The following is a 22,224-nucleotide window of genomic DNA, read 5'->3' on the forward strand; positions in this document are numbered from 1 at the left end:
TTTTCTTTTACTATTTAAATTTTACATTCAAACCAAAGGCAAAACTTCGGGTACGGGGATAAATACCATTATCGCCTCCAAAGCCATTACTACCACTCATATTTAATTCGGGATCAATTCCAGAATAGGGTGTAATCAACAGTAAATTATTTCCGGTAAGAGAAAGGCGAACAGATTCAATATATTTGATCTTTTCAAAATGAAAATTGTAGCCAACAGTTACATTTTCTAATCGTAGAAAAGAACCATCTTCAAGCCATAAATCAGAACCATATTTAGAAGTGAATAATCCTAATGGAATGGCACTGTCTAAAATATTTGCTTTACCAATATTTTCTAAATAACTTAAGCTTGATCGCAGGCCATTGTATATTTTGTTTCCTCCTGATCCTCTCCATAACATAGAGACATCTAGGTTTTTATATTGGAAAGTGGGGTTAAATGCATACGTATAAGTTGGTAAAGCTGAACCTTTTATCATACGATCCGGGCTTGTATTTCCTTGATCGATGATTCCATTTTTGTCAACATCAAGTACAGTTTCAGAATTTGCATTGTCTTTTCCGGTATGATGTAAGATGTTGAAAGTCCCAATAGGTTGTCCCGCTATCAAAAACGAACTTGGTCCCCAAGACACATTATCAGTATTTAACGGAACTCCATTGATACTGCCACTTAAGTTTAATACTTTGTTTCTCAATAAGGATACATTCCCAGCAAGTGTAAGTGTTGTGTTTTCTGTTTTTATCAAATCATACCCTAAGGCAACTTCCAGTCCTTTATTCAATAGACTTCCTACGTTAGCTTTTATTGTATTGTAAGGAAATGGAGGTTGTGGAACAGTATAATCAAATAATAGATTATCAGTAGTTGCTGTAAAAACATCGACTGTTCCTCTGATTCTGTTGTTTAAAAGAGCAAAATCTACTCCAATGTTAGTTTGTTTTTTTGTTTCCCAACGTAAATCTGCATTAGCATTTTGAGTTACATTGAAATTGGTAATTTGTTGACCTCCAAAATAAGTTACTCCAGACCCACCCACTAATGAAATAGAGTTTTGCGGATATAACCCTTGTTGGTTCCCTGTAACACCATATCCTCCGCGTAATTTCAATTCACTGAAAATAGTTTGGTTAGCCATAAAAGGCTCTTTGTCTATTTGCCAAGCTACCGAAGCTGATGGAAAATCTCCCCATTTATTATTTACTCCAAATACTGAAGAACCATCTCTTCTGATACTGGCCGTAAATAAATATCGGTTTAGAAACGAGTAATTTATACGTCCTAAAAACGAAACTAAGGTTCTGTCGTTTTTATAAGAACTAATATCTCCAGGTTGTACTTTGGATAAATCACCTAATTGCAAAGCGTTATAAGTGGCAATATCATTGATAAAACCTTTGGCTTGCGCAAAATTACCTTGATAGGTTTGGTTTTGCCATTCGTATAATGCCAAAGCGTTGATGCTGTGATTTCCGAATACTTTTTTATACGAAAGACTAATATTCATTAATCTTTCATTTTGCTTGTTGTTACTAATGTTAGCGTATCCTTTTTGGTCCATTGCATAGGCATTAGTCGATTCGGCAGGAAGATAATATCCATTTGTACTATTCGTTTTTCTCCAGCTTCCAAACCAACCTGCTGTTAAACCTTTGTATAAATCTAAATCAGCTTTTAGGCTTCCAAATAAATTGTCATACTGCCCTTCATTAGTAACAGTTTGTGCTGCTGCATAAGGATTTAGGTATTGAAAAACATTTGGATCTGTAAAATAACTTCCATCCGTATTGTAAACAGGATCCGTAGGACGCATTACATAAGCATTTGTAATTAAATTAGATGTAAATGCTGCTCTTCCTATGCTTCCAATACTATTAGTTGCATTAGTAATACCACTGTTTAGATTAAAAGTCAATTTTAATTTGTCGTCCATCGCCGATTGAGTGGCTTGAATTCTACCGATATATTTTTTATTATTGGTGTTAATAACAACTCCATCTTGCAAAATAGCACTTATTGAAGCTCTGTAGCTAAATTTATCTGTTCCTCCACCAAAAGATAATGTATGCGTTTGTGTAGCGCCACTTTTAGTAAGAATACCATACCAATCCGTATCTGAACCATGATTAGCCGAAGCAGGAACGCCAACTAATTGCGCTTGTTGCCACCATTGATCAGCATTCAGCATGTCTAGTTTTCTAGGGATATAATCGACAGCCATTGAGCTAGAATATTCTATTGATGTTTTTCCTGCTTTGTTTTTCTTGGTACTAACAATAATTACACCCGCAGCACCTCTGGAACCATAAACGGCTGTAGCAGAAGCATCTTTTAATATGTCCATGGACGCGATTTCACTTGGTGGAATTTGGTTTAATAAATCCATATTTCCTTGAACTCCGTCTACAACTACTAAAGGATCATTCCCGCCAATCAAAGAAGATATTCCACGAATTCTTACACTTGGTGCCGTACCTGGCTCACTACCCGTTTGGGTAATATTTACCCCAGCCATTTTACCGGAAATTAATTGTAGTGGATTGACAACTGCACCTTGATTCATGTCTTTTGCAGCGATTGAAGAAACTGCACCTGTAACATCTTTTCTGGTAGAAGATCCATAACCTACCAATACAACTTCTTGTAAAGTAGTTGTTTCTGGGAAAAGTTGAATAATGCTATTGTCTTGATTTGCAGAAACTCTTCTTTGTTTATATCCTATATATGATATGAGAAGCATGGCATCGCTGTCTTCAACGGTTATTTCAAAATTTCCGTTGGCGTCAGTAATAACTCCTTTTTTTGTTTTTTCTTCTATAATGGACGCACCAGGAAGTGGCATTCCATTTTCATCAGATACTTTACCTTTGATAGTCTTTTTCAAATAAAACTTATCATCTGTTTTCTCAATAAGAGGTTTTTTCAAAATAATTTGAGTATCCCGAACTTTAAAATCCGTACCAGTTCCTTTGAATAGTTTATCTAAAACAATATCAATTGTTTGGTCCTTTACACGGATAGAAATGATACGATTTAAATCAATATCATTCATTTTATAAATAAATCGAAAATCTGTTTTTTGCTCAATGGTTTCGATAACCGTTTCCACGGTTGTGTTGTTTAATTCTAAACTTACTTTTGTTTTTTGTGCATAAGTATTAGCTCGAATATTAAACATAGCCACCAAAAGAAGGAGAGTAGTTAGTTTCAATTTTAGGTTATTTTGGAACAATGGGAATTGTATCCCACTATTCTTTGGTTTTTTTTTCATAATTTTGTAAATAGATTGTATTTAATCAGTTAGGTTCAATCACTTATTCAATCGGAAATTGTTCGCAGCTCTTTCCGATTTTTTTATGCTTCAATAGTTAACTCGTCATTTTTCATTGGTTTTTAAGGGTTATTTAATTAGTATCTCATTGTTTTTTATGGTGTAATTAATGCCGTGAACATCATTAAAGTAACTCAGTACTTTCTCTATTGGTTCATCACCAAAACTGGCATAAAATTTCTCATTAGCCAATTTCTTGTTTTGGTTAACAATACTAACATTGTAGTGTCTTTCCAGTTTTTTGGTTATATCGGTAAAGCTCATGTTTTTAAATGTCAATCGCCCTTCCATCCATGAAGTATAAACATCAGTAATAACAGGTTTTGTTTCAATATGATTGTCTTTTCTATTAAAACTACCTTTGTATCCGGGTTTAAGAATGGTGTTTTTATTGGCGTCAAATTTCTCATTTGCAGTATATAAACCTACTGAACCTTCTACTAAAACTACATCGGTTAAATTGTCTTCAGGATAGCTGGAAACATTAAAATGAGTTCCTAAAACACGAATGTTTAATTTATCTGCATTGACAATAAAAGGGTGTTTTTTATCTTTTGTCACATCAAAAAAAGCTTCACCATCCAGAAAAACCGTTCTGTTTTCACTGGCAATAAATCGTACGGGATATTTAAGGGTAGTTCCTGAGTTGAGATGTACAATTGTTCCGTCAGATAATTCCAATTCAAATCGTTTTCCGTATGGAATCTTAATGGTATTGTAAACTAGTTTTTCTAAAGGGGTTTCGGTATCGTAGGCAATTTTATTTCCATTATGGTTTGCTACAACATTTCCTTCGGAATCGGTTACTTGAGATTTTTTACCGGCTGAAATAATTTGAACATCACCGTTTGCTAATTGCAAAGTGATTTCATTGCTGTTAATAATTGGATTGTTTTTCTGTTTAAAAAAACTGTGTTGAAAAAACCAACCGATGGATAACAAAACGATAATCGATGCGGCAACAGAAATGAATTTGAACATTGGAAACTTTTTGATTTCAATTGCTGTTGATTCCGTTTCTTTTGCGCTAATTAAAATTTTAGAAAATATTTTATCAGCAGTCGCTCCATCCATTTCTGGAATTTCATCTATCAGTATTTTTATGTCTTCAACTGTTGGGAAATCAGTAGTGAGTTTATTTTTTCTGTAATAATCAACAACTTCATTACTTTCTTCCACATTGCATTGGTTTAAAATAAATTTATGAAGTAATTTTTGTATTTCTGAATTTTCATTCATTTCGAATTGGGTTTATTGATGCTGTTCTATATTATACAGTTGAAGTGGAGTTGACTACTACTCAAACGTTGTAATTTTTTCAATTTTAACATAAAATAATTTTATACAAATAGATGTGTGATCTGTAATTCCTTGCTATTACTGACATTGTTTCATTTTTACGTAATATTTTTTTTTAAAAAAAAGCCAAAAAAAATCACCCATAAAGAGTGATTGAGGTATTAATATTTTTTTATTGCTTTATAAAATGCCATCATGACCTTTAAAAAAAAGACGTATTGATTCCAGTGCTTTGCTCATTTGGCTTTTTACGGTATTTACTGAAATGCCTAATTCATTACTGATTTCTTCATAGGTTTTACCCTGTTTGCGCGACATTTTAAAAATTTGTTTGCGTTTTGGGGGCAGTTGTTTGATGGCTTGTTTTTTTAGTCTTTTACAATCGGCTTCTCGAATGGAATAATCACCCTGTTCATGAGATTTTTGACTTTTGTAGAAAATCTCTTCTTTTAAAAGTTCATCATTGGCAGCTTTATTCAAAAAATTAAAGGCTTGGTTTCTGGCAATGGTGAACAAGTAGGATTTAAAGGATTGCTCTAAATTCAAGTTTTCTCGATGCAACCAAATTTTCAAAAATACTTCTTGTACATTTTCTTCGGCTAATTCTTTTGACTTCAAAATACTAATGCTATAACCATAAATATCTTGGTAGTAGAAATCAAAAAGAGAACGAAATGCTTTTTCGTTGTTATTTTTGAGTTCACTGACCAATAATTGTTCGCTATGGTTTTTTGTTTCTGGCATTAATTTGGATACCCTTTATTTTTTTGGATTATAATAGGACACTCTCAATTCGAGCCTCTTAATTGTTTAATTAATTGGCAAATATATAAAAATATTATTCGCATCGATTTCTTTAAGTAAAAATCGATTTTTAATTTATTTAAGAAATTTTCAGCCAATTAGCATTACTGTTGCGAAAATTATATTCCGTTTTATTCAAAAATAAAATTTGTAATAAAAAAGCTTCCACTCTTTTTTGAAGACTGGAAGCTTTAAAATTTAGAATAACAAATATTAATTCTTTAAATCTTTAATTACTTTAAAAGCAACATCTACTTCATTTTCGCTTACTAAAATGGTAAACTCATTTGAAGTCGAAATTACTTCATTGATGATAATTCCTTCCCAGGCCAAACGTTGGAAAATGAAATAGTAAATTCCTGGGACTACTATATTTTCTTTAGGTAATTTCACGGTTATCGAAGCCAGATTATCCAGTTTTTGAATCAATTTCTCATTGGCAAAATGTTTGTCTACAAGATGATTTATGGTGTTACTTACCACGATATTGGTTTCATTTACACCTCTTGATGAAGTATAAAAGATATCTGGGAAAGCATTCAAATCTGTAATTAATTCAGCTTGTTTGTTTAACACCGTATCTGAAGCTGCAAAAGTGTAATCGGTTAGTTCAGAACGAACTGTGATTTCTCCTATGTTTTTTATTACTTTATTGATTTTATGATTTAATCTAAAATCTAACTCTTCTGTAAGTCTTTTTAAAGACATAACTACCGCACCTTGTTTTACTTCTTTACCAAATTCAGATTCTAATTCCGTCATTATGTTCCGAGATAATGATGTCAAATTAATGATTCCAAGTGATAGAGCATTTAATAAAAAAGGCTTTGTTTTGATGTAATTTTCTACAATGGATGAAACAGTTTTCATAGTTGGTTAGGTGTTTGTACGTAGTTTTTACTTAGTTAGAGTGTTAAAAATCACGACAAAGATAGATAAAAAACAATTTGTTACAAATATAACATTGATTTTTTTTATTAAAAATGATAAAAAGCTTCGATAAGGTGTTCAATTACAAAAGATTTGCCTTCTTTATGGATGGCAATAATGTCAAAACGAACGTTTACATCTATATCTTTCTTACTTACATAAGCGTCTACCGCTTTTACCAGAAGTTGTATTTTTTTTGGTTTTACAAAATCTTGGGGTAAACCAAATTCTATGGATGAACGGGTTTTTACTTCAATAACAGCAAGTATGTTTTCTTTTTGGGCAAGAATATCAATTTCTGCTTTTTGAAAAGTCCAATTGGTTTCCAGTATAATATAGCCGTCTTTTTGTAGATATTCCACAGCTATTTCTTCTCCAAGTTTTCCCAGTTCGTTGTGTTCAGCCATGTAAAATAGAATTCAGCCACAGTTTTTAACTTCTGAAATCAAAAATCGTTATTAATAATCAAAAATAAATTTTTTACTCAAAGACTATATTGCTAGCATTTTTGTCTAAATGCAGCGTCACTTTACTTCCTAAAATCAATGCTCGGTTATCATGGATATGTCCCGCCGGGAAATTATAGATAACAGGAATAGTGTACTTTTTAGTGACATCCTCTATGATTTCAAGAGCATTTTTACCCCAAGGAATATCATTGTCTTTCATTTTTGACATCGACCCAACAATAATTCCCTTAATACTTTCTAAACAACCATTGCGTTTCAAATTCATCATCATGCGATCAATATGATATAAATACTCATCCAAGTCTTCTATAAATAATATTTTATCAGTGCAGTCTATCGCTGATTGGGAGCCAAATAAACTGTATAAAATAGACAAATTCCCACCTACTAATTCACCAGAAGCATCACCTAATCGATTCATTTCAAAAGGTTCAATAGTATATTTTAATGGCTCGCCAAACATTGCAAGTCTTAAACTTTCAATAGCTTCAGGAGTTGCTTTTGGAATACTGATAGGCATTATACCATGAATGGATTTGAAACCCATTGTATTCAAATGATTGTGTAAAACGGTAACATCACTAAAACCAATAATCCATTTTGGGTTTTCTTTAAACTTAGTAAAATCCAGTAAATCAACCATTCGAACCGTACCATAACCGCCGCGAACACACCAAATTGCTTTGATATTTGGATTGTCCATTTGTTCCTGAAAATCAGCGGCGCGTTGTTCATCGGTACCAGCGAGCTGATTGTCATCTAAGCCAATACTTTTCCCAATAACAACTTCCAGTCCCCAACTATGTAATAAATCAATAGCGGGTTTAAGGTTGTCATCGATATTTTTTCGGGCAGTTGCCAATATGGCTATCGTATCTCCTTTTTGTAAAATAGGTGGTGTAATCATTTCGGTATGGGCTTGAATGGTAAAAGATTGTAAAACAAAAATAAGAAATAGGAATTTATATGAAACAAAATTTCTACTAATACTAAATCGAGAGGCATGCATATTCGCGTTTTTTTCTAAAACAAATATAGACAATTACAAAATAGTTTTAAGTTCCATTTCCAAATGACTATTTTTACAATATACGAAACCATTTGATTTTTATTTATGGCTAATAAATTATTGACACACATCAGAATTATCCACCTCATTTTAGTATTGATTTTGTTTTTTCCTTTGATGAAATCGAATGCTCAGCAAAAGAACTATATGATTCATACTGTTGCGTTTTACAATTTCGAAAACTGTTTTGATACAATAAATGATCCCAAAACCAATGATGATGAATGGACGCCAACAGGTGCGCAACGATGGACTTCAAAAAAGTATCACCATAAACTCGAAAACCTGGCAAGAGTTCTATCCGAAATTGGTTCTGCCCAGAATCCTGACGCACCAACTTTTATAGCCGGTTCCGAAATTGAAAATAGAGGCGTACTAGAAGATTTAGTTAAACAACCCAAATTAATCAATAAGGATTACGGCATTATTCATTTTGATTCTCCAGATAAAAGAGGAATTGATGTAGCTTTATTGTATCAAAAAAAACAGTTTCAACCCACAAGTTATCTCAATATCCCGCTGTATGTGTATAAAAATAATTTAAAAACACCACTCGTTTTAAAAACTGAATCTGAAGAAAAAACCGATGATGTTTTACAGGTAAGCACTCAAAATAATCGGATATATACAAGAGACCAGCTCTTAGTTACTGGATTTCTGGATGGCGAAGAAATAAATATAATTGTCAATCATTGGCCGTCACGTTCCGGAGGAGAGAAAAAATCAAGCCCATTCAGGGAAGCTGCAGGCGCTTTAAACAGAAAAATTATTGATTCCCTACAAAGAATAAATCCAAATGCGAAAGTCATTACACTAGGCGATTTGAATGACGGTCCGTATAATAAAAGTGTAAAAGTAGCGCTTGGCGCAAAAGCAAAAAAGACTGAAGTTGCACCACTCGGAATTTACAATCCATTCGAAGAAATGGCCAAAAACGGAATGGGAACTATCGCAAATCGGGATGCATGGGATATTTTTGATCAAATCATGGTTTCGCAATCCTTAGTAAAGCCAGATTATTCCTCTTATCGGTTTTGGAAAGCAGGTATTTATAACAAATCATTTCTGATACAAACCAGCGGACAATATAAAGGATATCCACTTCGACATTCTGCTACTGAGGTGGGATTCAGTGATCATTTTCCTGTCTATATTTATTTAATCAAAGAAAAACAGTAGTGTTTTTAATTTCATAACTTTACATTCAAAATTCAAAAAAACATGGCAATAGCAAAACCTTTCAACCTTAATAAATGGATTGACGAAAACCGTCATCTGCTGAAACCGCCCGTTGGCAACAGAAATTTATACAGAGAATCCGGTGATTACATCGTAATGATTGTTGCAGGCCCAAACGCCCGTAAAGACTATCATTATAACGAAACCGAAGAGTTATTTTACCAACTGGAAGGCTCCATAAAAGTGATTATTCAGGAAGATGGTGAGCGTAAGGAAATGGAACTTCATGCCGGTGATATGTACCTTCATCCTGCAAAAGTTCCCCATTCTCCGGTTCGTTCTGAGGGTTCGATAGGATTGGTAATTGAAAGAAAACGTGCCGGGCAAGGCTACACGGATGGTCTATTGTGGTTTTGTGATAATTGCAATCATAAATTACATGAAGTCTATTTTGAACTGCATAATATCGAAAAAGATTTTCTGCCTCATTTCGAGCATTTCTATAATTCAGAAGCACTGAGAACTTGCGAAAAATGTGGTACCGTTATGGAAACCGATCCAAGGTTTGTAGCCCAAAAATAGTTTTTATTTGAAGCTATTCCCGTCATCCGCTCTATCTTTTGTGGCTTAAAGAAAGCCACAAAAGGATGCCGCTACTACCGGGGCTAGGGCTGATTAATATCAATTAATAATAAATCAATTTTGGAACAAATTTTAGCTTACAGTTCAAATCGCTTCCCTTGTTCGGGAAAAATAAATTGTACCTCTAAATCATTTTGTTTTTTTAACTGCGCTTTAATTTTTTCGTAATTTTCAACAGGAGGTTTCATATGGGTAATGATAATTTTAAAACCTTTCAAAGCGTTTTTTCCTGTAAGTTCACTTAAAGCACGAAGCTCTTTCAGGATAGAATTAGGAGTTAAATGCCCAAATAAAAGAGAGTCAGGTTGCTCGTTTGGGAACGAAACCTCAATAAAAATACCTTTTAATTGCTTGTTTTTAATTAGTGGAGCAATTTCGGTCCATAGCAAACTTAATTTATCACTTTTTTCAACAGCATCAGACCCCGTGTCACCTAAATACAAAGCATAAGCATCTCCGTTTTTAATTAAAAAAGCGGTACTTTCAAAAGGATTTACATGACTTAGCGGAAATGCTTTTACGGTCATTGTTGTACTCGTAATCCGCGTTTCTTCTTTTGGATTTAATGTTTGAAAATGGTATTTTTTGATGAGATAACCATTTCCTTCGTCTCCAAAATTAGCCCAAGTTTGCCCGTTGAAATAATGTTGCTTCATCATTTCCATGCAACTATTGGTTGCGTAAACGGTTTTTGAAGAATCGGCAGGTGAATTAATAATTAACCCAGAAACATGATCTAAATGTGCATGGGATATTAAATACCCTTTTATATATTTTTTCAAAACAACTTCCGATGGTATTTTGAAAACTTTATTCGCTATGGCTTTTTCAATTCCTGCATGAATGGTTCCCGCATCAAGACAAATAAAATCAGTAGTGTTTGAAGGTGCCAGTAAATAGGCCGAAAGGTTTTTTTCGTCAATACCGCCATATACTCCTAAAGGTACAACTTGGAAAGCTGTTTTTTGTTCCTTTTGTGCAAATGTACTTACTGATATTAAAACCAAACAAATCCAGATTTTTTTTAAAATTACCATGTTTCAAAATGTGTGTAGATAAATTAAATTCTGTTTGTAAAATTAGTTGCTTCTTTTGTATTGGACACTTTTTTTTGCAAAATCAATTGCAACTCATCAAATTGATTTAATTTTACTTCGATTTTAACAAATTAATTCGATTAAAATTCAACTCTAAATAATATCTTTACAAAAAAATATAACAATTTTTAATAAAAAAGTTACAATGATAACAATAGCAGATCAATTCGGAATGAAAGAGGCATTGGCGCAATTGGGTGTAAAAGCCATAAATGAAGGAACATCAACAGGAATAAACCATTTTTCAAATGGAGCAATTCTGGAGAGTTATTCACCAGTGGATGGTCAATTAATAGCATCAGTAAAAACGTCAACTGCTGCTGATTACGAAAAAGTAATGCAAACCGCTACCGAAGCTTTTAAAGTATTTAAATTGATGCCAGCGCCACAACGTGGTGAAATTGTGCGTCAGTTTGGAGATAAATTGCGAAAAAACAAAGAAGCTTTAGGTAAATTAGTTTCCTATGAAATGGGGAAATCATTGCAGGAAGGATACGGTGAAGTTCAGGAAATGATAGATATCTGCGATTTTGCAGTGGGTCTTTCTCGTCAATTGCACGGATTGACGATGCACTCTGAGCGTCCAGGACATAGAATGTACGAGCAATACCACCCAATGGGCGTTGTTGGAATCATTTCGGCATTCAATTTTCCAGTGGCAGTTTGGGCTTGGAACACTGCACTGGCTTGGATTTGTGGAGATGTTTGCGTTTGGAAACCTTCAGAAAAAACACCACTTTGTGGAATTGCCTGTCAAAATATAATTGCCGAAGTAATCAAAGAAAATAACCTTCCTGAAGGAATCTCTTGTCTGATAAACGGAGATTACAAAGTAGGGGAAATGATGACTAATGATAGACGTGTACCGCTAATTTCTGCAACGGGTTCTACTCGTATGGGAAAAATCGTAGCACAAGCAGTTGCAGGCCGTCTTGGAAAATCATTATTGGAATTAGGTGGAAACAACGCAATTATCGTAACACCGGATGCGGATATTAAAATGACCGTTATAGGTTCTGTTTTTGGAGCAGTGGGAACAGCAGGACAACGTTGTACTTCAACGCGTCGTTTAATCATTCACGAAAGCATTTATGATAAAGTGAAAGATGCCATTGTTTCAGCTTACAAACAATTACGCATCGGAAATCCATTAGACGAAAACAACCATGTTGGTCCGGTAATTGACAAGCATGCTGTGGAAATGTACAACAAAGCATTAGAAAAAGTAGTTGCTGAAGGTGGGAAAATCCTTGTGGAAGGTGGCGTACTTTCTGGTGAAGGATACGAAAGTGGCTGTTATGTAAAACCAGCAATTGCTGAAGCTGACAATGCTTTTGAAATCGTTCAACACGAAACTTTTGCTCCAGTGTTATACTTATTAAAATATTCCGGAACGGTGGAGAATGCGATTGCGATTCAAAACGGAGTAGCACAAGGATTATCATCAGCCATTATGACTAATAATTTGCGTGAAGCTGAACTTTTCTTATCCGTTACAGGTTCTGATTGTGGAATTGCAAACGTGAACATCGGAACTTCAGGAGCGGAAATTGGAGGTGCTTTTGGTGGAGAAAAAGAAACAGGTGGTGGACGTGAGTCTGGATCTGATGCTTGGAAAGTATACATGAGAAGACAAACAAATACGATTAATTATGCCACAAGTTTGCCATTGGCACAAGGAATAAAATTTGATTTGTAATACGCAATCCATTTTAAACAAAAAGGCAATTTGAAATTTTCAAATTGCCTTTTTTTTATGATAAAAATTTGGTTATTCTTTGCTTTTAAAAAGTATTACAAATTGAAAGAAGCACCAATATTAAAAACAAACTGGTTGTTTAAATGATCAAAACCGGTAATAGTTTTATCGTATTTTGCAATAGGAACTCCAGCTTCTGAGAAAATACCAAATCCATCGGTAAAGAAATAACGGAAACCTAAATGTGCACCAAAATTTCTTAGCCCTAAATCAAGACCTGGATAAACATCCATTTTTGGATCTAATTTAAGGACATTTCCTAAATTAGCATTGAATCTCACTTTGGCATCAAATCGATCTCCAAATTTTGGTTTGTTTTCTGAATTATCATTAGAAACTGATAACAAATATGAAGTTACAAAACCGTAAGACATGTTTTCACCAAGACCGTAATCAGTAGAAAGACGAATTCCGGAACCTCCGTTTTGAATGTTTGCTCCAACATCAAATTTAGTGTCTCCTTTTCCTTTGTATGCTTGTGCATTAACAAAACCAACTAACAATAAAAATGATAGTGTAATAATTTTTTTCATGATTTTTGGGTATTAAAATTTTGCGCAAAAGTAGTTTATTTAAACTAATTCCTACCTTTTTCATTTGGATATAACGTGTCTAACGGCTCACTTTGCCAGAATTCTTTACTGTCAACATCCATAATTGTCAACGGTCCTTTGAAAGCGGCTCCGGTATCTACATTCCAAATGCACGCCATTTGTACGGGAGTAGTTTTACCAATTCGGGAAACAGGCGTGTGGCCAATGTAAATTTCATTATACAATGTAAAACGTTTAGGATAGAATAAATTATCGGGTTTCATGTTTTTGTCTAATGCCAAAGCAGTTTCCCATAAGGTCCTATCCCAATAAAAAAGTTTTGGAAAATATTCAAAATCGACGCCATTCATATTGGTAAAACCGGCATGAATAAATAACCTGTTTTTTTCATCAAGATAAAAATTTTCCAAGGATTGCAGGAATTCAACATGTCTTTGTTTGGTTTCCGGACTAACAGTTTCATAGGCATTTACGGTTGCTTCACCTCCGTGTTTGTACCACATAAGATTGTCTTTGCTGTCCTTAAGCCAGTGCAGGAGTAATTCGTCGTGATTGCCGCAAATAAAAACACAATTATTTTTAGTGTTCAATTCAATCAAATAATCAATTACCTGAGGGGATTGGCTCCAGCCATCCACATAATCTCCCAGAAAGATTAAAGTGTCCTTAGTGGTTACTTTGGCTCTTTCCATAATTTGGTGCAGCGCATGCAAACCACCATGTATATCGCCTATGACGAGTGTTCTCATTTCTAGTTGTCTCAATTAATTTATATACAAAAATAGCAGAAAAGCATTTTTTTGAACTTATAAAAATAGGTAAAAGAGTTAGGAAGAAAGCATTTTTAGACAATTTTTTTGATTTCAACAAAAGAACTTAAAATTAATGAAGTAAACTTCATTTTTAATCATTTGAAATATACCCACTTTTAGTGATGCCCTACTAATAATATTAAGAGTAGTTTTACAAAAAAATCAATTCTTAATAAATATCTGATTTAGAATTATGCGGAAATACATCTAAGCCGCTTAAAATAAATTAGATGCCTGAAAATAACTCAAAGTGGGTATTTAAATAAACAATTAAAATGAAAAGAATGAAAAAAGCATTCAAAATTATGACAGTTGCTTTTGCAATGTCAATTATGTTAACGTCTTGTTTTTCTTACACAAGTGTTGTAGGTAAAGGGGCTCAAGGAAATGCACAAGTTACAAAATGGAATCACTACGTGATTGGGGGATTAGCACCAGTTGGAGTTTCAGATTCTAAACAAATGGCTGACGGAGCTGAAAATTATACCGTGTTCACTAGACAATCATTTGTAAATGGTTTAATTGCTGCTATTACATTCAGTATTTATACGCCAACAACAACAACTGTAACAAAATAGTATAATAAATGGCGGTGATACTGTATCATCGCCAAATTTTTTAAAGATGAAGAAGACTTTTTTTTATATATCATTGTTGATTACTATATATATAGTTTACATTATTTCAAATATTTTTATTTATCATTTTGATAAATTAAATAATTTTGGAATAGGTTTTTTAATTGGGAAATTAGTGATGTTAATAACATTCAGTTTTTTAACTTATAAGATAAGGCCAGGAAAAAAGAAAAATCAGCAATTTCAGTCATAAATACTATTTTGAAAAATATAGTTTAAGTTATAGGAAGTGGTATTATAAGTTTTATGGTTTGCAAATGTCTCCAACTTCTCATCGTAGGTAAAGTCAGTTTTTTAAGTTTAAAGACGAGCAGTCGAAATAGAAAAACGCAGTGATTTCCTAAAAATATTTTTTGAATTCCTTAGGCATTTCGTTAATTGGTTTTATCATTACCTCTTTGTAGTACACTTCTCCGGCTTCACTCTGCAATTGAATTTTTCCTTCAATTAGCGGATTGAATTTGGTGCCGTCCCAATAACGAGAATTTTCCAGTACCATTACCACATGACCATTTACAATATGAAGACTTTTTCCCTCGAAGCAAATTAATTCTACTTCGGTCCAACTACCCATTGGACTTTCATAATTATCTTTTCGTGTGCAATAACCGGTTCTTTCAGTATGGGTTCCAAATGGTAAAAAGGATTGATTTTCATCGGCAATGGAACTCATCACACCTTCTGAAGCGAACGCTTTTATATCTATGGCAGCATTAGCAATATTCCAATAATCGCCAAAATGTCCTTCCATGAATTGAAATTCTTGTGACAGCATCCATGCTCTCCAATAATCCACTCCAGCGGGACCTTGTGAGTGATACAATATTCCGGCGTCCAACAATTTATCTGTTCTGGGTTCCCATTTTTTAGTTCCCCATTTTACTTTAAGTTTGAGTCGGTAATTTTTATAACTTTTTTTGGTAAAAACACAACCGTAATATTCTCCGGAAACCCTTAAAACCGGAACATTATTTTCTTGGATTACAGTAAAAACAACAGCTTCATTTTTGTTATAGCCAATAGGTTCAATAGCTTTTCCTTCACTATCGACAGGGACTTGACCATTGTAATTATTTTTATGCTTATAACTCAAATACGTATTCCACTGGCTGAGATTTGAATCTAGAAGATTAGTCCAATCCTTGTTTTTGGATGTCTGCGCAGACAGTTCAATGGTTTTGGGAAAAAGGAACATCAAACAAAGCAATAATTTAATGATGGTTTTCATTTTACGGTTAATTTTTATAATTCTTTGAATTCAAATATATTGTTTATTAGCAACATAAAAATGTTATAGAATTTTCCCTCCGACACATTTTTTTTAAGTAATTAGGACTTTAATGGAGTAAATAATCATTTTAATTATTTGAAATTAAAGTAATTAATGTAAATTTGAGAATTAAAATTATTATTTCAGTGCTATTAAAATATCACTATTTTTGGTGATAGTTTGATAAAATATTTTAGGTTATTTTTACAAAAACTTAAAACACATATAAGATGAATGCAGTTCTCGCTTTGTTGTTTCTATTGACTAGTTTTGTATGTCAAGTGATAAATGATATTATAGGTTGGTTTGCGGCTTTGTGGTCGTAATACAACTACAAAAATCATTAGTTACTTTATTTTAACTACATATTCTATTTCATCTTCCTCAGAATTTCCGAGCTATCTAGTATGGCTTTTTTTGTAAAGATAAAATTTCAAAATAAATATGAAAATATACCTGCAAACACTATTTTGCTTTCTTTTAATTAGTTGTACTTCAAATAAAAAAACGGCTAACGTAAATATTCCCAATCAAAATTTTGAAGTTAAATTAGACAGTGTAAATTGGGTTGACTCTTCAAGAAAACGATTAATTCCGGTTGCATTTTATTTGCCAAAGACAAACGAAAAAATTATAAATCAAAAAGTGGTACTTGTCAGTCATGGTTATGCAGAAAATATCCCTGGAGCGAATAAAGGCTATTCGTATTTGACAAAAAATTTAGCCTCAAAAGGATACTTTGTAGTTAGCATTCAGCATGAATTACCAACTGATGATTTATTGCCGAAAATAGGAATTCCTCAAGTTGTGAGACGACCAAATTGGGAAAGAGGAGCGGAGAATATTTTATTTGTTCTTAATGAATTGAAAAAGACAAATCCCGATTTAGACTATAAACATTTAATCCTAATTGGACATTCGAATGGAGGTGATATGTCTGTTTTATTTGCTCATAAATACCCTAATTTAGTTGATAAAATAATTTCGTTAGACAATCGCAGAATGGAATTACCCAGAACTTCTCAGCCTAAAGTTTATTCATTACGATCCAGTGACCAACCTGCTGATGAAGGCGTTTTGCCAACTGTTGCAGAGCAAAAAAAATTCGGGATAACAATCATTAAACTCCCTAATACAATTCATAATGTCATGAGTGATAGAGGAAATAAAAGACAGAAAAAAGAAATTAATAGATATCTTATGCGTTTTTTATTAGAATAAAATAGCCAAATATCACTGTACATCATATTTCATTTTTCTCAAAATCCGTAATGCTTCTTTAAACGATAAATACACTTGTGTAAAAGGTTTTAAAAGTAGTTTAGCATCAATCAGTTTTTGTTTGGCTTCTTCAAAACCGTTAAGGTAGCAAATCATGAAAGTAGAAGGTAAATTTTCTAGATCTTTATGTTCTCTTTCGGATAAGGAATGCCCTTTTTGGAGTTTTTTGAGTAAAGAAATATTGGAATTATAAATATGAAATAATAATTTTTTATTGAATTCCGGAGGTTGAAAAAGCATTTCTCTTTCAATTTTATAATAACCATTATCATGAAAATGAATGGTTTGTTTTTCTAAAGGATAGTAAGTCGTTTTATCATTCAACCCCAAAGGGACATATTCAATAATGGTAAAAGTATCTTCGTCAAAAGTGATTTCCACGACATCCTGAGCAGAATAAAATAGCTTGATTTGTTCGTTTATGAGTTCAATATCCACACGAGATAAATAGGTTTTATCACGGGATTTTTTGGCAATTCCTGCCCAGCAAATCACAAATAATTCTTTGAAAACTTTATATTTTGGCGCCATGTCTTTGTGCCGAAAATTCATAAAATCTATCACGCCGTCCAATGTATATTCGATGCTGTTTCTAGAATTATTTTCTATGCCAATAACAGTTTCTGTGTTTTGATAATTCTTTTCAATTTCCCCTTCTACAGGAACCGTATTGCTGCCTCGCCTTATAAAAATACTGTTGGCCGGAATGGTATGAATTCCTTTTTTGAAATGGGATGTTTTGCTTTTGGGTTTGATAGTAACCAGTCCAATCACTTTATCCTTTGGCAAATTAGGGAAAGGAACATTTTCGTACTGAATTTTCGGTGGGTTTTCCAGATAGGCATTCACTAAATTCTGAATTCGGCTATCATCAAAAAAATCGTCACCAACAATAGTATTGTCTTGGTCTTCAACGCCCACAACGATATAGGAATTGTTAGTGGGATTTGAATTCGACAAGGCACAAATGTGTTTTAAAAACTTAGCTTTTCCTTCTCGGGTATGTAAATTCAACTGACGCTTTTTATCATAAAAACTGCTCTCATCATTGTGTGCGAGAAGGTTTTTAATGAGAATGCGTTTGTTGATCATGGGTATTAGATTTTTAGAACTCTTAAAAGGTTGGATTTTTAGATTTTCTAAATCATCTAAAAATCCAACAATCCAATTTTAATTAGCTCTTTTTAAAATAGTTGCTGATGCCTGTGCGGTAGGAAATACTATCAAATCAGCAATATTTACGTGATACGGTCTGGAAACTACAAAATGAATGATGTCAGCAATATCCTCTGGTTGTAAGGCTTCAATACCTTTATAAACATTGGCAGCTCTATCTGTATCGCCTTTAAAACGCACTTCACTGAACTCGGTTTCTACCATTCCGGGATGAATAGCGCCAACTCTTATTCCATAAGGATTCAAGTCCATGCGCATGGCTTGGTTCAGGGCATCAACGGCATGTTTTGAAGCGCAATATACGTTTCCGTTCGGATAGACTTCTTTACCGGCGATGGAACCTATGTTGATAATATGACCTGATTTTTGTTCAATCATTTTCGGAATTATGGCTTTCGAAACATACAATAGCCCTTTTACGTTGATGTCAATCATGGCATCCCAATCATCTAAATTTCCATTTTGGATAGCATCTAAACCGTGTGCATTTCCCGCATTATTAATCAAAACATCAATTTTAGAAAACGTTTCAGGTAAGGAATTGATGCTTTCAAAAACGGCTTTTTTATCGCGAACATCGAATGATAGCGTATGGATTTCAGTAAATTCAGATAACTCTTTTTCTAAAGCAATTAATCGATCTTCACGTCTTCCGCAAAGAATAATTTTATAATTATTTTTGGCTAATATTCTTGCTGTTGCTTCTCCAATTCCGCTTGTTGCGCCAGTTACTAAGGCTATTTTTTTCATGGGATTTGTTCTGTTTTTCAATCATTTATTTTCTGTTCAAGGTACATTTGAAACCTAATTAGGGCACATTATTTCCCATACTTTCAGCCCAAATGGCAAACCAATCTTCTTGTTCTAATTCTAATTCAACAGCTTTCATCAACAATTGGATTCGGGCCACATTAACCGTTCCGGCAATAGGAATTACTTTGGCAGGATGTTTTAAAATCCAAGAAAGCAATAGGGTATCAGAGCCAAAATGATATTTTGAAACTAATGTTGCCAATAGTTTTTTAAGTCGGTGAGTTTGCGGAATGTCTTCTCTAAAAACGCATCCTAACGGATTCCATGACATGGGACGGATATTGTTCATTTGCATATAGTCAAAGCTTCCGTCAAGCATAGGCTCAAAATTAGTAGCCGAAAATTGTACTTGATTGTAACTGATTTCTGTTTTCTGACGAATCAATTCTGTTTGTGAAGAAGTAAAATTAGAAAGACCAAAATCGATGATTTTTCCATCCGATTTTAGTTTCAAAATCGCTTCGGCAATTTCATCTGCCTGCATCAAAGGGCTAGGTCTGTGCAATAAAAAAACATCCAGGTAATCCGTATGTAAATTTTTTAAGGAATTTTCAACAGACCAAACAATATGTTTTTTTGAATAATCATAATGTTTTATGGTGTTTTTACGGTTTTCTGTCACCATTTGGATACCACATTTGGATATCAGTTGTATTTTTTCTCGGGCTATTTTGCTAGAAGCAAATGCTTTTCCAAAATCAGATTCGGTAGTGTAATCTCCGTATATATCAGCGTGATCAAAAGTGCTGATTTTGTTTTCCAGACATACATTGATCATATTTTCCATTTCTTTGGTGTTGAGATTTTTATCCCAAATTCCCCAATTCATGACACCAGCAACGATAGGTGATAATTTTGTTTTACTCATGGTTTTTATTTTATATTGAAATGCGTTATTCTTCGAATTCGAAGGATATTTTTCAAAGTTCTTAAAAATATAAAAATTGTATCATAATTCGTCCTTAAAATTAGGGGTTTGGTCGAAGTTTTAACCATTTTTTAACATCTTACGTCTAAAAAAAAATTCAATTTGCACCATCAAAACGAAGGCATTAAATTCAAGGTTTTAAAAATAATAAAATGGAAGAAAATACGGGGACTTTAGACATTAGAGCAATCAATGAAAAAATTGAAAGAGAGAGTGCTTTTATAGACCTTCTCACAATGGAAATGAACAAGGTTATTGTGGGTCAGAAGCACATGGTGGAGCGTTTATTAATTGGACTTTTGGGTCAGGGACATATTTTGTTAGAAGGAGTTCCCGGATTAGCAAAAACATTAGCGATAAATACTCTTTCACAAGCTGTTCAAGGATCTTTCAGCAGGATACAATTTACTCCTGATTTATTGCCTGCGGACGTTGTTGGTACAATGATTTACAATATCAAACAAAATGAATTTTCGATAAAAAAAGGTCCAATTTTCGCTAATTTCGTCCTTGCCGATGAGATTAACCGTGCGCCTGCCAAAGTGCAATCAGCATTGTTAGAAGCCATGCAAGAAAAGCAAGTGACTATTGGTGATACTACTTTCAAATTAGACAGACCTTTTTTAGTTTTAGCTACGCAAAATCCAATTGAGCAAGAAGGAACATACCAATTGCCTGAAGCTCAAGTCGATCGTTTCATGTTGAAAACGGTTATTGATTATCCAAAAATGGAAGACGAACGTTTAGTAATTCGTCAAAACCTAAAAGGAAGTTACGAGAAAGTAAATGCGGTGGTTTCGGTAGAACAAATTTTACGTGCTCAAGAAGCGGTTCGTGAAGTTTATATGGATGAAAAAATAGAAAAATACATTCTTGATATTATTTTTGCCACACGTTACCCAGAGAAATATAAATTGGCTGATTTGAAGCCATTAATCAGTTTTGGAGCTTCTCCTCGTGGAAGTATCAATTTGGCGAATGCCGCAAAATGTTACGCTTTTATCAAACGTCGCGGATATGTAATTCCAGAAGATGTTCGTGCTGTAGTTCATGATGTATTGCGTCACAGAATTGGAGTTACCTATGAAGCCGAAGCCGAAAATATCACTTCAGTTGATATCATTAACAAAATCGTAAACGAAGTAGAAGTACCCTAAAAGTGAATAGTAATAAGTGAATAGTAATTAGCCTTGGTTGGTTACTATTCACTGTTCACTAATTACTAATTACTAAAGAAATGGATACAAAAGAGCTTTTAAAAAAAGTACGAAAAATAGAAATTAAAACCCGAAGATTGAGCGATCACATCTTTTCGGGAGAATATCATACTTCTTTCAAAGGACGTGGAATGACGTTCAGCGAAGTGCGCCAATACCAATACGGAGATGATATCCGTGCGATTGATTGGAATGTAACCGCACGTTACAATGAAGCACACGTAAAAGTTTTTGAGGAAGAGCGGGAGTTGACCATGATGTTAATGGTTGATATTTCAGGTTCAGAAAGTTTTGGTTCGAAAAACCAATTCAAAAAGGATATTGTTACGGAGATTGCCGCAACTATGGCTTTCTCTGCTACTCAAAACAATGACAAAATAGGTTTGATTTTGTTTTCAGATGAAATCGAATTGTATATTCCACCAAAAAAAGGAAGATCTCATGTGTTGCGAATTATTAGGGAATTGATAGAATTTCAACCTAAAAGTAAAAAAACAGATATTGCGCAAGCTTTGAAGTTTTTATCCGGAACCCAAAAGAAGAAAGCTATTGTGTTTGTGATTTCTGATTTCATGTCAGAGGATTACGAACAGACTTTGAAAATAGCTTCTAAGAAACATGATATAACGGGTATTCGAGTGTATGATATTCGAGAAGAAAAAATGCCAAATTTAGGTATGGTATCTATGCTCGATGCTGAAACCGGAGCAATAGAATTGATTGATACCAGTTCAAAATTAGTGCGAATGAATTATGAGAAACAGTATCACGATAAGGTAAACTATTTTAAAGAAACATTCAGCAAGTCCGGTTCAGGTGTTGTAAACACAAGGGTTGACGAAAGTTATGTCACTAAATTATTAGGCTATTTTAAATCGAGATAAATCCCCTCCCAGCCTCCCCGAAGGGGAGGAGATGATAGAGGATTAAAATTTTCACGACTCGGCTCCCT

The 22,224-nt window shown here is 33.6% G+C and carries 20 protein-coding genes; 7 read left to right on the plus strand and 13 right to left on the minus strand.

What is annotated here, in order from left to right:
* Positions 1–10 precede the first annotated feature (10 nt).
* From T410_RS05075 to T410_RS05100, 6 genes are all read right to left on the minus strand, one after another.
* The gene (locus tag T410_RS05075) at positions 11–3,274 is read right to left on the minus strand and encodes a TonB-dependent receptor (protein ID WP_035669158.1); all 3,264 of its coding nucleotides are present in this window, start codon (positions 3,272–3,274) and stop codon (positions 11–13) included.
* Between the two features lie 129 nt (positions 3,275–3,403).
* Entirely contained in the window at positions 3,404–4,573 is a 1,170-nt protein-coding gene (locus tag T410_RS05080) for a FecR family protein (RefSeq protein ID WP_035669160.1), read from the minus strand.
* Between the two features lie 240 nt (positions 4,574–4,813).
* The gene (locus T410_RS05085; protein WP_035669161.1) at positions 4,814–5,377 is read right to left on the minus strand and encodes an RNA polymerase sigma factor; all 564 of its coding nucleotides are present in this window, start codon (positions 5,375–5,377) and stop codon (positions 4,814–4,816) included.
* Positions 5,378–5,650: 273 nt separating this feature from the next.
* Positions 5,651–6,307 carry an aspartate kinase gene (locus T410_RS05090; protein ID WP_035669162.1) on the minus strand — a complete coding sequence of 219 codons (657 nt, stop codon included), beginning with the start codon at positions 6,305–6,307 and terminating at the stop codon, positions 5,651–5,653.
* Between the two features lie 107 nt (positions 6,308–6,414).
* A complete protein-coding gene (locus T410_RS05095) occupies positions 6,415–6,774 on the minus strand; it encodes a YraN family protein (RefSeq protein WP_035669163.1) in 360 nt (119 codons plus the stop codon).
* A gap of 73 nt (positions 6,775–6,847) precedes the next feature.
* Positions 6,848–7,744 carry an LD-carboxypeptidase gene (locus T410_RS05100; protein WP_035674126.1) on the minus strand — a complete coding sequence of 299 codons (897 nt, stop codon included), beginning with the start codon at positions 7,742–7,744 and terminating at the stop codon, positions 6,848–6,850.
* A gap of 279 nt (positions 7,745–8,023) precedes the next feature.
* Here T410_RS05100 and T410_RS05105 point away from each other — a divergent pair, with 279 nt between their 5' ends.
* Together T410_RS05105 and T410_RS05110 are read left to right on the plus strand one after the other, a co-directional pair.
* On the plus strand, positions 8,024–9,085 hold the full coding sequence (locus tag T410_RS05105; protein ID WP_193743756.1) for an endonuclease/exonuclease/phosphatase family protein: 1,062 nt from the start codon (positions 8,024–8,026) through the stop codon (positions 9,083–9,085).
* A 42-nt stretch (positions 9,086–9,127) separates the two neighbouring features.
* Positions 9,128–9,667, plus strand: coding sequence for a 3-hydroxyanthranilate 3,4-dioxygenase (locus T410_RS05110; RefSeq protein WP_035669164.1), 540 nt, complete (start codon positions 9,128–9,130; stop codon positions 9,665–9,667).
* 137 nt (positions 9,668–9,804) lie between these two features.
* Here the strand turns inward: T410_RS05110 and T410_RS05115 are convergent, their stop codons facing one another.
* On the minus strand, positions 9,805–10,764 hold the full coding sequence (locus T410_RS05115; RefSeq protein WP_035669165.1) for an MBL fold metallo-hydrolase: 960 nt from the start codon (positions 10,762–10,764) through the stop codon (positions 9,805–9,807).
* Between the two features lie 205 nt (positions 10,765–10,969).
* On the opposite strand from T410_RS05115, the gene T410_RS05120 reads away from it, so the two are divergent.
* Positions 10,970–12,523: an aldehyde dehydrogenase family protein gene (locus T410_RS05120; protein WP_035669166.1), complete on the plus strand. Its 1,554-nt coding sequence runs from the start codon at positions 10,970–10,972 to the stop codon at positions 12,521–12,523.
* A gap of 95 nt (positions 12,524–12,618) precedes the next feature.
* Here the strand turns inward: T410_RS05120 and T410_RS05125 are convergent, their stop codons facing one another.
* Both T410_RS05125 and T410_RS05130 read right to left on the minus strand, forming a co-directional pair.
* Entirely contained in the window at positions 12,619–13,116 is a 498-nt protein-coding gene (locus T410_RS05125; RefSeq protein ID WP_035669168.1) for a DUF6646 family protein, read from the minus strand.
* A gap of 44 nt (positions 13,117–13,160) precedes the next feature.
* Positions 13,161–13,886 (minus strand): metallophosphoesterase, encoded by a 726-nt coding sequence (locus T410_RS05130; protein ID WP_035669170.1) that lies wholly within the window; start codon positions 13,884–13,886, stop codon positions 13,161–13,163.
* Between the two features lie 347 nt (positions 13,887–14,233).
* Here T410_RS05130 and T410_RS05135 point away from each other — a divergent pair, with 347 nt between their 5' ends.
* Positions 14,234–14,527, plus strand: coding sequence for a Bor family protein (locus tag T410_RS05135; protein WP_035674133.1), 294 nt, complete (start codon positions 14,234–14,236; stop codon positions 14,525–14,527).
* A 400-nt stretch (positions 14,528–14,927) separates the two neighbouring features.
* Here T410_RS05135 and T410_RS05140 read toward each other — a convergent pair whose 3' ends face one another.
* On the minus strand, positions 14,928–15,815 hold the full coding sequence (locus tag T410_RS05140) for a DUF1080 domain-containing protein (RefSeq protein WP_035669172.1): 888 nt from the start codon (positions 15,813–15,815) through the stop codon (positions 14,928–14,930).
* 486 nt (positions 15,816–16,301) lie between these two features.
* Between T410_RS05140 and T410_RS05145 the strand changes: the two genes are divergently transcribed.
* Positions 16,302–17,078, plus strand: a complete 777-nt coding sequence (locus tag T410_RS05145) for an alpha/beta hydrolase (RefSeq protein ID WP_035669174.1) — start codon at positions 16,302–16,304, stop codon at positions 17,076–17,078.
* A gap of 12 nt (positions 17,079–17,090) precedes the next feature.
* Here the strand turns inward: T410_RS05145 and T410_RS05150 are convergent, their stop codons facing one another.
* The 3 genes from T410_RS05150 to T410_RS05160 all read right to left on the minus strand — a co-directional run bounded on the left by T410_RS05150 (position 17,091) and on the right by T410_RS05160 (position 19,995).
* The gene (locus T410_RS05150; protein ID WP_035669176.1) at positions 17,091–18,230 is read right to left on the minus strand and encodes an ATP-binding protein; all 1,140 of its coding nucleotides are present in this window, start codon (positions 18,228–18,230) and stop codon (positions 17,091–17,093) included.
* A 78-nt stretch (positions 18,231–18,308) separates the two neighbouring features.
* On the minus strand, positions 18,309–19,064 hold the full coding sequence (locus tag T410_RS05155) for an SDR family NAD(P)-dependent oxidoreductase (RefSeq protein ID WP_035669178.1): 756 nt from the start codon (positions 19,062–19,064) through the stop codon (positions 18,309–18,311).
* Positions 19,065–19,122: 58 nt separating this feature from the next.
* Positions 19,123–19,995: an aldo/keto reductase family oxidoreductase gene (locus tag T410_RS05160; RefSeq protein WP_035669180.1), complete on the minus strand. Its 873-nt coding sequence runs from the start codon at positions 19,993–19,995 to the stop codon at positions 19,123–19,125.
* Positions 19,996–20,207: 212 nt separating this feature from the next.
* Between T410_RS05160 and T410_RS05165 the strand changes: the two genes are divergently transcribed.
* Positions 20,208–21,212: a MoxR family ATPase gene (locus T410_RS05165; protein WP_035669182.1), complete on the plus strand. Its 1,005-nt coding sequence runs from the start codon at positions 20,208–20,210 to the stop codon at positions 21,210–21,212.
* Positions 21,213–21,292: 80 nt separating this feature from the next.
* Positions 21,293–22,156: a DUF58 domain-containing protein gene (locus T410_RS05170; RefSeq protein ID WP_035669184.1), complete on the plus strand. Its 864-nt coding sequence runs from the start codon at positions 21,293–21,295 to the stop codon at positions 22,154–22,156.
* Positions 22,157–22,224: the final 68 nt, after the last annotated feature.

The sequence above is a fragment of the Flavobacterium sp. 83 genome (assembly GCF_000744835.1).
Lineage (GTDB): Bacteria > Bacteroidota > Bacteroidia > Flavobacteriales > Flavobacteriaceae > Flavobacterium.

Coding starts and splice junctions, on each gene's coding strand:
- T410_RS05080 (WP_035669160.1), bottom strand. CDS start 4,573: ATGAATGAAAATTCAGAAATACAAAAATTACTTCATAAATTTATTTTA.
- T410_RS05140 (WP_035669172.1), bottom strand. CDS start 15,815: ATGAAAACCATCATTAAATTATTGCTTTGTTTGATGTTCCTTTTTCCC.
- T410_RS05170 (WP_035669184.1), top strand. CDS start 21,293: ATGGATACAAAAGAGCTTTTAAAAAAAGTACGAAAAATAGAAATTAAA.
- T410_RS05115 (WP_035669165.1), bottom strand. CDS start 10,764: ATGGTAATTTTAAAAAAAATCTGGATTTGTTTGGTTTTAATATCAGTA.
- T410_RS05075 (WP_035669158.1), bottom strand. CDS start 3,274: ATGAAAAAAAAACCAAAGAATAGTGGGATACAATTCCCATTGTTCCAA.
- T410_RS05125 (WP_035669168.1), bottom strand. CDS start 13,116: ATGAAAAAAATTATTACACTATCATTTTTATTGTTAGTTGGTTTTGTT.
- T410_RS05105 (WP_193743756.1), top strand. CDS start 8,024: ATGAAATCGAATGCTCAGCAAAAGAACTATATGATTCATACTGTTGCG.
- T410_RS05145 (WP_035669174.1), top strand. CDS start 16,302: ATGAAAATATACCTGCAAACACTATTTTGCTTTCTTTTAATTAGTTGT.
- T410_RS05085 (WP_035669161.1), bottom strand. CDS start 5,377: ATGCCAGAAACAAAAAACCATAGCGAACAATTATTGGTCAGTGAACTC.
- T410_RS05150 (WP_035669176.1), bottom strand. CDS start 18,230: ATGATCAACAAACGCATTCTCATTAAAAACCTTCTCGCACACAATGAT.
- T410_RS05160 (WP_035669180.1), bottom strand. CDS start 19,995: ATGAGTAAAACAAAATTATCACCTATCGTTGCTGGTGTCATGAATTGG.
- T410_RS05130 (WP_035669170.1), bottom strand. CDS start 13,886: ATGAGAACACTCGTCATAGGCGATATACATGGTGGTTTGCATGCGCTG.
- T410_RS05090 (WP_035669162.1), bottom strand. CDS start 6,307: ATGAAAACTGTTTCATCCATTGTAGAAAATTACATCAAAACAAAGCCT.
- T410_RS05135 (WP_035674133.1), top strand. CDS start 14,234: ATGAAAAAAGCATTCAAAATTATGACAGTTGCTTTTGCAATGTCAATT.
- T410_RS05165 (WP_035669182.1), top strand. CDS start 20,208: ATGGAAGAAAATACGGGGACTTTAGACATTAGAGCAATCAATGAAAAA.
- T410_RS05110 (WP_035669164.1), top strand. CDS start 9,128: ATGGCAATAGCAAAACCTTTCAACCTTAATAAATGGATTGACGAAAAC.
- T410_RS05120 (WP_035669166.1), top strand. CDS start 10,970: ATGATAACAATAGCAGATCAATTCGGAATGAAAGAGGCATTGGCGCAA.
- T410_RS05095 (WP_035669163.1), bottom strand. CDS start 6,774: ATGGCTGAACACAACGAACTGGGAAAACTTGGAGAAGAAATAGCTGTG.
- T410_RS05100 (WP_035674126.1), bottom strand. CDS start 7,744: ATGATTACACCACCTATTTTACAAAAAGGAGATACGATAGCCATATTG.
- T410_RS05155 (WP_035669178.1), bottom strand. CDS start 19,064: ATGAAAAAAATAGCCTTAGTAACTGGCGCAACAAGCGGAATTGGAGAA.